Raw genomic sequence first — 13799 nt, forward strand, 5'->3', positions numbered from 1 at the left:
GCCAGCTTCTAGATGAGCTGAATATCGGCCACGCCGATGGAAGTTACCGACCACAGCTTGCACAACTCGCTAAGAAAAAGCTGCTCATCCTAGATGACTGGGGAATGGAAAAAATGAGTGCAAGACAGGCCAATGACTTACTTGACGTGATGGAAGAACGATATCAAAACACCAGCACCATTATCGCTAGCCAGTTGCCCGTTACCGAATGGTACAAACTCATCAGTAACCCCACCGTGGCAGATGCATTACTCGACCGTTTACTGCACAACAGCCATCGAATTGAACTGGCTGGCGAATCGATGAGAAAACTAGACCAATCCGATCACTTAAGATAAAACTGGCAAGGACGAAAAAGAAGAAGAAAAAGTGATCGGATAAAACCGAAACGACCGGCCGGATTCACCGAAATACGCAAATACATGGGGGGAAGGCGCTACCTACGCCTTTCTCCCACTTAATCTATAGGTGGCTCGTTATTCTCGGAGACGACATGGATACATTAGATGTTTTCAAGCTTGCAAAGCAAGTGAGTGAAGATTCTCTGTCGGGTTCGATGTTAAAAGAGCATCTACTAAAAGAAAACGTGTTATACGGGGCATCTGAAACTATAGGTCGGTTCACCAGACTCAAACCCAGCGGCGAATTCGCATAGGGTTGTTTTCAGGATAGTAAGTTCTTAGTTGGGCCTAATTCATTTTAGTTGAGAAGATCTTATTTGCTTCATCAACTTAGTTGTACTAGCGTTATAACGTCAAAATCGTTTAGTACTTATACGGCCAGTATCCCTTGGCAATTACACTAATCCAATTTAGCTACGAAGGAGAGCACGATCGAAACATTTGCTACCATCTGAGTTGAGTAACTTATTACTCAGCCTAGTACCTATCTTCCCAATCAATTTCCTCGGCGTAACCCTCATCAATACTGGTATCTATCTCTGGTTCAGAATCATAACTTGACTCATATTCATCGTATCCATAGTCAGAGAACGTATCGTAGACTTCGTTGTCATCATAATCTTCACCGTAGTTATCTTTAGCTGAAGTAGCAGCACTGACTAAAGTTGCTGCACCTAGTGCGATAGCTTTATTAGCTTGAGATTTTGACTTTGAACAGTTGTATTCGCATGCGCCACAAATTGAACATATTAGCCAACCGCAGTTAGCACATTCTTTATCGTTTGAACTGGTAAGACTGGACTTACAAGAATGGCAGTATGTGGCCCTATTTTTTCTAGAAGATTTAGTTGCATTTGACTGATCAGAATAGGACCTGGTGTAGGTAGAGTATCTTTTTTTGTCCGATTCGCTTACTAGCCAAATTACTACACCTATTCCAATTAGTATTAAAAGCTCCATCTACTTCTCCTTGGCTAAATGATTTTTGTTCTTCGTCAGGTTGCAAAACGATATTGCCTTCCAAAACGACTATATAGTTTATGTGTTTGTTTAGTTCGTATCCGTTCAAAAATCATTTAGATGCCAAGTCCATCAAACGTCATTTACAAAAATAGTTAGTGATGATCTTGGGGAGGCGCTTTCAAAATGCTAACGATAGTATGTTTTGATCTGAGAACGTTTAGGCGCTTTGTTTACTGCGTGTCTGCATGCATAAGACAAATTGCGCGGCCAATCAATTTTTTTGAATCAATGGCGCTTTTGGAGGCCATGAAATCGATCGTTATTTTACTTAATTCCAATCTATTTTCTTCAGGCACACTCTCATAAGCATGTCTAGATATTTCATCCAGACGCTCAGCTGTTATGCCAACTGCTTTACTGGTTACGTCAAGACAATAATCGATAATCTCCCACTGGTCCTGCAAAAAATTGCTATTTTCAAATGGCGATGTGTGGCTTGTAAGTTTATGTGCAAGTCCTTGGCTTATAATATGAATAGCAAGACCAAATCGTTTGTCGTCATTAAGCGTGAACGGCAAGACGCTCAATGCTTTTTTTGTAAAGCTTTTAATTGTAGCTTTTTTGATAAATCCAATTGCCATTTCTCGTCCTTGATATATTTAATGTTGTTAATTTACTGTTGTCGTATTAAAGCTTGCAAAGATTATCTTTTAAGATGAAGTATTAAGATAAATATTCAAAAATCTATATTTTTATCAGACTCTTACCGATTTGTGGGGGGTATTTGAACAGTTCTTACATATTTATGAACTCAAACGACAAACTATTAATATTTTCCAAAGCGCAAGCTTATTCTCCCCCAAACCGTTAAAAAATACGACTGATTTTTTCTGTTTTAGGGGCACTAATAAAATAGCTTGCCCAACCGTTCGGCAATTTAGGAATTCCACAATTTATCGTCGGAAACAATTTTTAACCGAGCGGCAGGTTTATCAATACAAGAGACTGTTAGGTTAGGTTGTGACCATTACAACTTAACACTATCCGCGAACATATCCTTACAAAATAAGTTGCATAGCCTTTAGCTTCTGACCTTGCTGTCCAATTATTCTGATTGGGAAGAGGGGCAGTCAAATGACCTCACTACTATTGTAAATCATTTAAAATTAAGTGATTTACATTTAATCTTTTTCATGTATATTCGAAATTGGCTCTGAGCAAAGCCTGTCTGTCCATGCAAAAGTTTTTCGAAGCTGCTCATTCATTTCTTATTTAGCATAATCCCAGTTGGGGAGTTTGTTGAATCCAAGTGGACATTAATTCAATAAATTCGCAAATAAACTGGAGGCATTATGCCCATTATTACTGATACGTTTATTCAGAAACTTAAAAAGCAAGCTAAAGCTAAGTGCAAAGCTACTCCCTTGTCCTTAACCCAAATACAAGACGAAATGGCTAGGGAATACGGTTATCTCAATTGGCGGACGTTAATCACTTTTAAGAATAGAGGAGCTGTAAGGATCGACGACGCAGAGTCGTGGTTTCGACAGAAGTATTCAGATTCTAGCAACCGTTCTCGAATTTACCCAGCAATAGAAGAGCCAAGCGAAATTTTTGAAATTATCGCTTCTGAGTTTGACTTTGGGCTAGAATTTCACCAAGGCGGCAGGATGGCTGAGCTGGCGGAATCATTAGCTTTGGAATGCTGCTGGATTTGTGAAGAAGAGATTGATCGCCACGCACAGGGAGAGGCGTTATGATTGCAACAAGCTTGCCAGAAGATAGCTCGTTATTGGAAGAGGATTTGCCTAAAGTGGTGACCAATCTCACTGGCTATGGGCATGACAACTCAGCCAATTGGGAGCATGATGATACAGGGTGTGAAAGCAATTTATCCGGATGTATAGACATGATGTGGTCAGCGGAAGCTGAGCATGCGGACTGGGCTGAGGGATACGATTATTAGCATTAAGATCATGGCTGAATTCTACGGGTAACTTAGTTAATTGCCACAGGTGTTGGATTAGCAGCGTTGCTGTTAAAGTTTGATTGATTAGGAAGGCGAATCAGATGGTTTGCCTTTTTTGTGTCTTTTAAGTTCTAGTCGTTAAACAGTTGCTGTTACCGAAGAGTGGAACTTTTCCGGTTGAATCTTGGTAGTCCGTTTCAGACAAACAGCGGACCTTCAGGCTTTAGATTTTAGGCTTCCGATTAGTGCCAATTGCTGCCGTCCGTGAAAACGGGGTAGAAACCATTTTTCTTTTCCTGTGATCAATGGAATTTAGTCTTGATCAATTAGCGCTCTTGATCTATCGTTTGTTTGAAATTTATACAGTCAAGGAGCGATATAATGAAAAAAAACTTACTTATTCCTTTGATCCCAGTCGCACTCTCCGCATGCTCTGAGCAACATATTGGTCAAACCCCTTTGAAAGGTGATCCTTTGGTGGAAGTTCATACATATGTCATGGAGAGAATTGCCAGACCTGAGTGCTTGATGGTCAATGTGGCTACCTCTGATACCGCACAAAAATTTCTATTGAATGCCATGGTACCCGGAGGGGAAGGAGATTTGGAGGTTAGAATACATTCTGATAGATTGAACAATGGAGCAACAGATGAAGATATTATTGCTTTCCAAAACGATAATGTTTTAGGTGTGGGTGTATCCCCCTATGAAGCTGAATGTAGTGAATTAATTAAAAATGGTCACATTATTTACTGGAATAATCCCTCACTAAAGCAACCTAGCCCCAATGAATGCGGCATAAAGGACGCCTCAGGAGAGCAATACTCACGAGAGGAGTGTGCTGAAAAAATACTTTTCCGTAAATTTAACAATTTTGAAGAAATGCAAGATGACCTACCGCATCTTTACGAGTCACTTGTGCGAAATCTTTCACGAGCGGGTGTGGCTATTAACACAATGGAGCAGGCACCTCTCTAAATACAATCAGATATTTTCGAAATGAGCTAGTACAGCTAATCTTCAATTTCTAATCGTTGATCATTCGTGCTTCCCAGTTATTTGTTTAGAAGAGATGAATGATGCGGTAAGATTCCATGACGGAACTGATATGAGTTGAATGAATCACTACAATTAACATAGGCTAATTCAACTTAGGCCTATGGTCCTTCTACAGTAAGCTTCTGAATATCGGAATAAATTGACACAATGAGAAAGTGACCATTCGCTCTCACTAGGGTTCTTTATTAGCTAATTACTCAACTTTCTCATTTTGCTGTGCTTCTTGTTCCGCCATTTTCTTGTAGTGCGTTAGCCATTGTTAATGATTAAGCTGAAAAATTAAAACCTGATAGGCTTCCAGGTAAAGCGTAGCGTTACTATTTTCTTCATGCTTATTATCTTCCTCATGAGCATTATCTTCCTCATGAACATTATGTTCTTCACCAGCGGTATCATTCAAAAACGAAAAGTCGCTTGGCTCGTGATATCCCCCGTACCAATTAAAAATACAATGCCATTGACCTTTGTTTAGGTTGGGGATTTCGTAATTATCGTGTGCTTGATTCTTAAAGTTTATGACAATCATTGCCTTGTCGTTTTCGGCTTGGTTTGTATCATCATCGCCGTTATCGCCTCGGATGTAAGCCAGTACGCCATTGTCTTTATCGAAGTGCGTCACTGTTACTTCATTACTATGTAAGCTTGGGCTACCCTTGCGTAAAGCGATTAAGGCTTTGTAGGCTTTGTGTAACTGCGGAAAATTCTGTTCTCTCGACCAATCTAGAGGGTCCATATCATCAAACCAGAGATCTTCTAGCAACTCTTGGCCTTGGAATAACATGGGAATACCAGGCGCTGTGAGGGTAAGTGCTGCAGCTATTACAGAACGTTGACGAGCGAAATAGTCTTTATCCACGTTACCAGGCGCTATTTCTTCTGCCAAACGCGCGCTACCGTTAGCCACTTCATCATGGGATTCCACGTAAATCACGCGGCGAAAAGGGTCTTCGGAGTATTGCTGCGTAAGTGCTTCTTGGACGGTAGAAATATCTCTATTCTCGTCGTCTGGCTGGGTTAAAACATCACGTATTGGATGGACAAAGTGTGCATCCCACTGCGCCGTGTAGCCAAGCCCACCGTCTTCTGTGGAATTGGTGACGAAGTCATTTCCGTGAAGGTCTTCGGCAACGACAATTTTTTCTGGGTGACGTTGTTGTATTTCGCTGTTTATCCAGCGAATTAAATCATAAGCCTCTTCAATGGAGTCTTCAGGGGTTTCTGAACCAGATACCGAACGCATATAGGGGATCATGTCCATACGCAAGCCATCTAGTCTGTATTCATCTAGCCACATCATTGCATTATCAAAAATGTATTGGCGCACTTCTGGTCGGCCATAATCTGGTCTTGTATCGCCCCACGGGGTGTCACTACGCCAGTCATTATAAAAGTAAATACCGCCTTTGTTGTTTTCAGACCAGCCATCGAATTGCCAAAGGTGAAGATCACTTGGTCCAAAGTGGTTGTAGACTACATCTAATACTACGGCGATACCCCGTGCATGAGCTTCGCGAACAAAGTCTTTCAAGCCATTTGGTCCACCGTAAGCTTCTTCAACCGCAAACGGGTAGGCAGGGTTGTAACCCCAGCTGAAGTCACCTGCAAATTCATTAACGGGCATCAATTCAATACAGTTAATACCGAGTTCTGCAAGGTAATCTAACTTTTCAATAGCACTATCAAATGTGCCAGGCTTATTCGGCGTTCCATTTTCGTCTCTTTCTTTGCAGTTAAATGTGCCTATGTGCAGTTCATAAATAACCAGCGATTTTTTGTCGGGCATAGAGAAGTGATCATCAGGCCAATGATAGTCATCATCATAAACAATTGAGGCTCCGATACTGTTGGTAAGCAAACGAGCCCTAGGATCATTGCGCTTTAATACGTCGCCAGATTCGGTAGTAATAAGAAATTGGTATTGCTGATTGTTTTTAAGTTCTGGTACGTTTGCAGCCCATATCCCACCGTCTTCTTTAGATAGCGCAAGGCCGTCATCGCTCCAGTCGTCAAATTCTCCATGTATGGATACGCTAGCCGCATGCGGCGCCCAAACACAAACTTTGTAGCCTTTATCTAACTTGCTTAAACCCATAGGAAGGGGATTTTGCTGTGGCATTTGAGCTCTCAGTAAACTTGTAATATGAAACCATCATTAAGCGTAAAACGCGCCAACATAGCATCTATAGATAAATAAAAACCAGTGCCTGTCTTAAAGCCACGAACGTTACCCGCTGTGGTTAACTTTTCCGCTTGTTTAAGTGCCATCCATACCATTTTGAATTCGCAAAGTAGAGAGTAGGAAATAAGTAATTTTTGCAATTTCACGGTAAATTTGTCAGCACTATGTGTATAACGGTGCCTTTTCGCGTTTACTTAAGTTCGCTTAATTAAGGAGGCCTGTTGAGTATTTCTAACAGCTTCACAGCAGCTTTTATCGGTAATTTCTTTTAAGGGAATGGGTTTTGCAATTCTTATTTCTATAACTGAAGTTAGTCCGAGTTCGTTAACCTAATGTTGAGCGTTACATAAAGGAAATATTATGAGTAATGAGATTAGAGGAAAAGTCTGCGCCATCTATACCGATGAAACTAGCGCAAAAACTGCCGCCGAGTCGGTACGAGAAAAAGCTGCGTTGAAGCCTGATGAGGTCGACATTTTAAATCCTCATGACACTCAGTTTGACCAGAAGATAGAGAATAAGGACAGCCAAGTCGGCTTTTTTATGCTTAAAGCTCATATAGCGATGGGTATAGTCGGCGTTGTTATCTGTGTTGTCATCGCTGCAATTTTGTCTTTTGTTGGGCCAAGCTATACGCAAGACAGCCCCATGATGACTACACTAGCGCTTTCAATATTGGGTTTGTTTGGTGGGTTAATGATTGCAGGCTTTATATCCCTTAGGCCAGATCAGGATGGAGTGGTGGACCAGGCTAGAAACGCCACCCGAGAAGGTAAGTGGGTAGTAGTAGTCAATAGTCCTTCCCATGAAAAAACTGAACAAGCATATAACCTACTAGGCAAAACAGCCGTTTCAGTAACGAGCAGCTTGTAGAGAAATAGGGGCGGAGTGCACTGTTTCCGTCTGCCAAAGAATCTAGATTTCGACGTAGGTGAAAAGGTACTCTGCCACCATTTTTAGGTTTAGGCAGCCATAAACGCGACAGACACTTCAGGCACGTCATAATGTGCACTAAACAAGACAGTCATATTTTGTCGCTAACAAAGCTGAAACTGAGAGTCTTCTCAAAGTCTTGTCCTCGTAGCTAGCAAGGAATGGATTTGTTAATAAAAAGTGAGTGAAAGCTCATGCTAATACATAGCCATATTACACTTTTTATCTTGCGCCTTAAGTTTTAATGTTAACAATATATTTGTGAAATGTTGACTTCATCGTGATTGAGGGGTAGTCTGACTCTATATTTATAACGCGTACGATTTCTGGGCCCTCTATTTATGTTTCGCTGCATAACCCGTCTTCAATCTATAATATTACCTAGGATTCAGCGTAAAACAGCGGCTGTCGTCAGCACAGTACTTTGTGTTAACAGTGCATGGGTTGTTGCCCATACGCTAGACAATGAAGTAAGCCTTTACGGGGTTGAATCAACCAGTTCACTTTCTTCTGTATTTACTCACAATGGCAGCGTTAAAGGTGTATCAGCGTTTATTACGGAGGGATTCCAGTACAACGGTGAACGAATAGCAATTAGTGCAGATGGTAACAATCAAGCTGATCATCACACTGAAGCACGCTGGCCGCGAGCTGACGAGGATGATTGGGCAGGTACAGCCGCAACACTAGCAATGCTTGCCAAAAAAGGGTTGCAAGATAAGTTGGTGCATTATTCCTTCAACAACTTCATTGAGGCACCACCGCATACTAGCGAAACAAACTACATGGCAGACTCTGTCACTGGTGCAATTAAGTGGTGGAACTTTCCTAAATCACCGTTCTTCGATGTGTCGAAAAATACAGATAGGGCAATTGAACATCTGGCACATGAGATTGCAAAATCTAGTGAACACAACCCTCTGTATTTTATCCATATGGGGCCTTCAGAATTTCTTTATCAGGCCGTTGCACGCGTCATCGATAGAGAAAAGATTGCGTCACTTTCTCACGTATATGTTGTTTCTCATAGTGGGTATAACGACAACCATTTGAGAAGAAAAGCGCATCATACAATGTCAGATGTGTTGCTGCTAAGTGGCAATCGTATCCATTACAAAAAAATTATAGATCAGAACGCGTGTGACAAACCCGCAACGCTATGGTGCTCAAAATCATTTGAACCTTTTAAATGGCTTAAAACCCACAAAGACCCTTCGTTGCGTTGGTTGTGGGAACGAATGCAGCACAACCTTAAAAATAAAGCTGACTTGTCTGATGCTGGGATGGTGTTTTTTCTGCTTGAGGGAGATGAACACGGTAACCCCCAAAAATTCCGCCGGTTTCTGGGAAATTCGGTAATGCCAATATAGCGTTGGCAGGTAGCAGGCTTTCGACCGTATTTTGCAGTGGGAACACAAGGAAAACAAATGTGGATGTAAAAAAAGAGGATACAACTTGAGTTTTCTTATGATGGTCAGCAAGAGTGTTTGCACTATCTGTTTTGTGCTATTGCTAATGACTTTGTCTGTTGACGTTTACGCCAATGATATGGGCGAGACGGCATTTAAAGAAAATTGTGGCGCCTGTCACAATCTAAAGCAAAATAGTACAGGTCCGTCGTTAGTTTATATTGGCGAGCACTACCCAGAGACTAAACGGGAGGCATTTTTAGCCTGGGTGAAAAGTCCGGGTAAGAAAAACCCTGATATGATCCAAATGCCCGCGATTACCTATTTGGACAACGATACGCTTGCAGCTATTCACCTTTACATATTGGATGTGAGTAAGGACCAAAAACAAGAAGGGGAAAAACCTAAATTCGCACCTTACAAGCCGCCACAGCGACCTTATCCTCAGGTGTTGAGACATTATCTGCCTTTCACTAGCCCCGCATCAATCGCTATTGCTCTAAATTCTGAATTAACAGTGGTATGGGATACCACCATAGCAAAATTGCGCTATGTGTACCCCACTGGCGCTAATTTTGACGGAGAAAAAAGACGAGAGGAAAATGCGAAAGCCATAATGTATTCAGAACAAAGCGAGGTTTTATTTTCGTTTGTTAAAAATACGGAGATTATGTTCAAAGGATACCAATTGATTAAGGGGGAGCCAGAGTTTCACTATCAGGTCGGCAATGTTGAAGTAAAAGAACGTATTCATTTAGGGAGTAACGAAAAATCCTTCGTTCGTGAGTTTACAATAACAGGCGTAAAACATGATGTAGCACTTACTCTTGACCATTCGTCTTTATCTTCAATACGCCTTAATGGAAAACCTCTAACCGACGACAACGTTCACTTGTCTCCTGAGCAAGTATCGAGCTTCAGCATTGAGGTGGAATTATGAATACCCTTTTATCCGCAGCGCTGCTGGTGGCGTTTCTTTCCCACCTTATGTTTTTTGCAATAGCAAAAGCAGATTGGCATGACTACTACGCCATTGAGCGGGTTGATTACCCCATTGAAATTGACCCTCAAGTCGGTGGTTTAACGGCAATGAAAGACGGCCGACTAGCGCTTACTGTGATGCACGGAGACGTGGTTATCTACGATCCTGAGTCTGAAACATGGGACGTGTTTGCGTCGGGATTGCATATGCCACTTGGTATTGTAGAGGAGAAGCCGGGACAATTTTTAGTTATTCAAAAGCCGGAGCTTACGCGGTTAATTGACACTGATAGTGATGGCAAGGCAGATCAGTATCAGACGGTATACGATGATTTTGGAATGACGGGAAACTACCACGAATTTGCGTTTGGTCCGGTGGTTGACAGTGAAGGAAATATATTTGTTGCGCTAAATGTAGCATCTAATTTTAATGGCGTTTTTGAGTATATAAGGGGGGAATACAGTGATTTATGCCCTCCTAAAGACAAGATGCAGCAGTGGCATGACTTTGAAAAATGGAAACAGGGGTATCGGAAGAAGGTAACTCGCATGTTTTCTTGTGCGCCTTACCGAGGGTGGGTAATGAAGATAGCGCCTGACGGTGAGGCTACGCCTTTTGCTTCAGGGTTTCGGTCGCCAGCTGGAATGGGATTCGATGATAACGGACGCCTATGGGTAACGGATAATCAGGGTGACTGGATAGGAACAAGCCCTTTGCATCATGTCAGCGAGGGAGATTTTGCGGGACATCCCGCTTCTTTGCATTGGAAAAAAGGTTGGCAAAAGCCCCATTCTGAAATAGAAGCGCCAGATTTATTACCGTTGCGCAAACCCGCAGCGGCATTGTTTCCACATGGAGAGCTGGCGAATTCACCAACGAAACCGGTTAAAACTATCGCTAAATCTCTTTTTGGTCTTCCAGAGGGAGAATTGCTCTTAGGTGATATGAATAAAAATCATCTCATTCGATATTTACCCGATGAAATTGACGGAACATTGCAAGGAACACTCATTCCTTTTGTAGGGGGCAATGCGCTTGGCATTGGAAATTACACAATGGATTTCTCTTCAGATGGCGCATTGTGGGTCGGCAAAGTACACATGAATTGGGCTGGTGGAGAGGGCTTGCTCAAAATTACTAAGAAAAAAACGCCTTTTCTTATTGAAAGCGTAACGCTTCATAAAAACGGGTTTCAAATTACCGCTAATGAGCCCATCGAGGCTATGCCAGATGCTGTTTCAATAACCCACCATACCTATCACTATCACGCCAAATACGGTTCAGAAAAGGTGGATGTAACTAGTGTAGTTCCAGCCAAACTCACCTTAGATAAATCGAGAAAGCAGCTTTTTATTACCTTAGACAGCCTGGCCGAGAATAGACTTTACACTATAGACCTAGGTGAAATGGTTAGCGCGAACGGTAAACCTTTAATGGGCACTGTTTTACGGTACAACCTGATTAAACGTGCAGGAGACTCACAATGAAGCGCAATATGTTAGGACAAAATGGTGCGATACGTTGGTTAAATAGCGGGGGGCTAACCGTTCTTCTTCTAATTGCTAGCTTGAACGTTAACGCCCAAGAAGAAGCACAAACGCATCCATTTGTTAGTGGGGAAGATGATGCTAGTAAGCAGCTATTAACACAGCGATGGTCACTCGTTGAAACACTTTCAGATGAATTTGAAGGGGATGAGTTAAGTCAAATATGAGATACCCGCAATATCGTTCCAGGCAAGTTTCTATGGAACGGGCGGTACCCAGGATTATTTCAGAAAAAGAATGTCAGTGTGGTTGATGGCGAACTCTGGATGGAAGGAAAAAAGGAAGACGTTGTTTTTGAGGGAAGAACGTGGACGCATACTGGCGCCATTCTGCGTTCCCATGCCTTAATGCAGCCGGGCATGTATACCGAAGCAAAAATGAAAACAACAACCACAATTATGTCGGGTACATTTTGGATGCAAACGCCCCAGGATCCTAATTGTGAAACGGTGCCCAAAACTGAGCTCGATGTTACCGAAAGTATTGGGCGAGCATCGAGTAACACTAAGCCTCCGCTTGAGGGTGAGTCAGTGCCTGAATGGTATGAAAAGACACGCATTAACTTTCTTCAAGGTATTAATGCCACTGCTCGCCAGCGACAAGACGGCTGTACTGAGAAAGCGATAAATATTGAAACGCCGAAAGATCTTAGTGGCACATTTTCACCTTCTGAAAATTTTCATGTTTATGGCTTTCATTGGCGAACGCCCACACAACTTGACTTCTTTGTAGACGGGAAGTTCAACCACACGATTGTGCCCAGTATTCCATTTGAAAACCCCATGGCACTTATTTTGGCAATTGAAATTTATGACTTCAATTGGCCTAGCGATGCGAAAAAAGATGGCTTCATGGCATCCAAGAAAGATCGCTCAACGCGATATCAGTGGATAAGAACATGGAAAACGGAGTAGCCACATGAAAAGCATAGTGTTTAATAAACTCGCCTTAGTATCGCTGAGTCTTTTGTCCTCTATGGGATACGCATTAGAAGAGAACCCTGCGAGCCGGTAATAATATAGGCATCAGCCATGGCAATGTTGCCAAATCTACCTTTGATAAACAGCGCTGGCAAAAGCTGTTTAAACAAATTGTGCCCGCTAGCTTCAATATGCTCACCATTATTACTGTAGTTATTTTAAGTGCCATCATTGCTTTCTGGTATACCAGAAGAGAGATAAACCGACTTAGACATAATTAGTTACTAGCAATGCAGCGAAGACTGGTTCTCATGGTGTGCCTATAGAAGGGGGGATAATAAAGAAACTATTGAATTTAATTAATGGATTGATACCCCTTATAGGTGCTTATACTTTTAAGAGGTATCAATTTTAAAACGTTATTTCGACTGGCGTTTGTCCATGACGTATTGAACGGCCATTCTAGCTACACCGGCACCAATGCCTGACACTACTGCCCATGTTACAGCCTCTTTAAGGTCGGTATTTTCGCTTTCCTTATCTTTTGGAGCAGGTTCGTTCGTCACCTTTTCCCACGATTTTTGTAGCGTTTTCCTTGCTAGAATGCCTGCCGATGCAGCGGCAAGGCCAATACCTACGTTGGTAATGAGTTGTTTATTGCTCATAATGTTCTCCGTTGGTTTGTGTCCATAGGGGAATAACGGCAAGAATAATTACCTCGATAACGCTATAGGTGCGTAAGGGGTAGTCATCATTCACACAGCAATTAATGTACGTATAAAACGCGTACTCCTTTCATTGCTGACTGTCGCTATTACATAATTTTTGAGATTGGGGTTAAAAAAAACAGCCACTAATCAGATGACTAATGGCTGTTTAATGCAGACTCTCGTAGAGTCTTTAAACCAATTTTCAATTCGGTTGTGGTTTATCGTTTGCCCCTAACCATATTCATAACAATTGATATGATAAGCAGGATGACAAAAATCCCAAATATAATTTTGGCGATACCCGCTGCCGAACCAGCAATTCCACCAAAGCCTAAAACTGCTGCAACTAATGCGACTACTAGAAATATTAAAGCCCAGCGTAACATAATGTATCCCTTCAGTTTGTGAGTTAATAGTTTAGTTGCAAACCATGGGCCTACTTTGCGAGTTTTTTAGCTTATTGTTCAAGTTTCAGTAAAAATGCGGCCTGTAGCCTGATTGCAACCAAAGAAAGGTAACGGGTTTTTGTGTAGCAATAATTGCAACAACAAAAGTGGCTCACAATCTTACGAGTAAAATTGTAAATATTTCTCAAATTAAGGGGTCAGAGTCTGAGGGATCCCCACGAATTTAATTTCATGCACATCCGGCCCAGGCCCCGTCTACTATAGAGCTGTACCATTTGAGTGCAGCTTTCCACTGTCGCATAGTGAATCGTATTCGGCAA

Annotated in this window: 17 protein-coding genes; 11 read left to right on the forward strand and 6 right to left on the reverse strand. The window is 41.9% G+C overall.

Features of this window, described 5'->3' with window-relative positions; translation table 11 throughout:
* Both GTH32_RS18255 and GTH32_RS18260 read left to right on the forward strand, forming a co-directional pair.
* Positions 1 to 338, forward strand: a 338-nt coding sequence (locus tag GTH32_RS18255) for an ATP-binding protein (protein WP_163088478.1), incomplete at its 5' end; no start/stop codon positions are given.
* 155 nt (positions 339 to 493) lie between these two features.
* Positions 494 to 655 (forward strand): hypothetical protein, encoded by a 162-nt coding sequence (locus GTH32_RS18260; protein WP_163088479.1) that lies wholly within the window; start codon positions 494 to 496, stop codon positions 653 to 655.
* A gap of 223 nt (positions 656 to 878) precedes the next feature.
* On the opposite strand, the gene GTH32_RS18265 is transcribed toward GTH32_RS18260, so the two are convergent.
* A complete protein-coding gene (locus GTH32_RS18265; RefSeq protein ID WP_163088481.1) occupies positions 879 to 1361 on the reverse strand; it encodes a hypothetical protein in 483 nt (160 codons plus the stop codon).
* 233 nt (positions 1362 to 1594) lie between these two features.
* Positions 1595 to 2005: a hypothetical protein gene (locus GTH32_RS18270; RefSeq protein ID WP_163088483.1), complete on the reverse strand. Its 411-nt coding sequence runs from the start codon at positions 2003 to 2005 to the stop codon at positions 1595 to 1597.
* A gap of 711 nt (positions 2006 to 2716) precedes the next feature.
* Between GTH32_RS18270 and GTH32_RS18275 the strand changes: the two genes are divergently transcribed.
* From GTH32_RS18275 to GTH32_RS18285, 3 genes are all read left to right on the forward strand, one after another.
* Positions 2717 to 3124, forward strand: a complete 408-nt coding sequence (locus GTH32_RS18275; RefSeq protein WP_163088485.1) for a hypothetical protein — start codon at positions 2717 to 2719, stop codon at positions 3122 to 3124.
* A complete protein-coding gene (locus GTH32_RS18280) occupies positions 3121 to 3330 on the forward strand; it encodes a hypothetical protein (protein WP_163088487.1) in 210 nt (69 codons plus the stop codon). Before GTH32_RS18275 ends, GTH32_RS18280 begins: the two co-directional genes overlap by 4 nt.
* A gap of 384 nt (positions 3331 to 3714) precedes the next feature.
* Positions 3715 to 4311 carry a hypothetical protein gene (locus GTH32_RS18285; protein WP_163088489.1) on the forward strand — a complete coding sequence of 199 codons (597 nt, stop codon included), beginning with the start codon at positions 3715 to 3717 and terminating at the stop codon, positions 4309 to 4311.
* A 340-nt stretch (positions 4312 to 4651) separates the two neighbouring features.
* On the opposite strand, the gene GTH32_RS18290 is transcribed toward GTH32_RS18285, so the two are convergent.
* Together GTH32_RS18290 and GTH32_RS18295 are read right to left on the reverse strand one after the other, a co-directional pair.
* On the reverse strand, positions 4652 to 6508 hold the full coding sequence (locus GTH32_RS18290; protein WP_163088491.1) for an alpha-amylase family glycosyl hydrolase: 1857 nt from the start codon (positions 6506 to 6508) through the stop codon (positions 4652 to 4654).
* 8 nt (positions 6509 to 6516) lie between these two features.
* Positions 6517 to 6717: a hypothetical protein gene (locus tag GTH32_RS18295; protein WP_163088493.1), complete on the reverse strand. Its 201-nt coding sequence runs from the start codon at positions 6715 to 6717 to the stop codon at positions 6517 to 6519.
* Positions 6718 to 6931: 214 nt separating this feature from the next.
* Here GTH32_RS18295 and GTH32_RS18300 point away from each other — a divergent pair, with 214 nt between their 5' ends.
* From GTH32_RS18300 to GTH32_RS18325, 6 genes are all read left to right on the forward strand, one after another.
* Positions 6932 to 7444, forward strand: coding sequence for a hypothetical protein (locus GTH32_RS18300; RefSeq protein ID WP_163088495.1), 513 nt, complete (start codon positions 6932 to 6934; stop codon positions 7442 to 7444).
* 401 nt (positions 7445 to 7845) lie between these two features.
* Positions 7846 to 8874 (forward strand): hypothetical protein, encoded by a 1029-nt coding sequence (locus tag GTH32_RS18305; protein ID WP_163088497.1) that lies wholly within the window; start codon positions 7846 to 7848, stop codon positions 8872 to 8874.
* A 97-nt stretch (positions 8875 to 8971) separates the two neighbouring features.
* The gene (locus GTH32_RS18310; RefSeq protein ID WP_163088499.1) at positions 8972 to 9853 is read left to right on the forward strand and encodes a c-type cytochrome; all 882 of its coding nucleotides are present in this window, start codon (positions 8972 to 8974) and stop codon (positions 9851 to 9853) included.
* On the forward strand, positions 9850 to 11382 hold the full coding sequence (locus GTH32_RS18315; protein WP_163088500.1) for a DUF7133 domain-containing protein: 1533 nt from the start codon (positions 9850 to 9852) through the stop codon (positions 11380 to 11382). Before GTH32_RS18310 ends, GTH32_RS18315 begins: the two co-directional genes overlap by 4 nt.
* Positions 11379 to 11609, forward strand: a complete 231-nt coding sequence (locus GTH32_RS18320) for a hypothetical protein (protein ID WP_163088502.1) — start codon at positions 11379 to 11381, stop codon at positions 11607 to 11609. Before GTH32_RS18315 ends, GTH32_RS18320 begins: the two co-directional genes overlap by 4 nt.
* Before the next feature lie 78 nt (positions 11610 to 11687).
* Entirely contained in the window at positions 11688 to 12356 is a 669-nt protein-coding gene (locus GTH32_RS18325; protein WP_163088504.1) for a family 16 glycosylhydrolase, read from the forward strand.
* 425 nt (positions 12357 to 12781) lie between these two features.
* Here GTH32_RS18325 and GTH32_RS18330 read toward each other — a convergent pair whose 3' ends face one another.
* Entirely contained in the window at positions 12782 to 13027 is a 246-nt protein-coding gene (locus GTH32_RS18330; protein WP_163088506.1) for a DUF4235 domain-containing protein, read from the reverse strand.
* A 263-nt stretch (positions 13028 to 13290) separates the two neighbouring features.
* Positions 13291 to 13458 carry a DUF1328 domain-containing protein gene (locus tag GTH32_RS18335; protein ID WP_082604849.1) on the reverse strand — a complete coding sequence of 56 codons (168 nt, stop codon included), beginning with the start codon at positions 13456 to 13458 and terminating at the stop codon, positions 13291 to 13293.
* Positions 13459 to 13799: the final 341 nt, after the last annotated feature.

The organism is Alteromonas profundi (assembly GCF_010500865.1).
GTDB classification, from domain to species: Bacteria; Pseudomonadota; Gammaproteobacteria; order Enterobacterales; family Alteromonadaceae; genus Alteromonas; species Alteromonas profundi.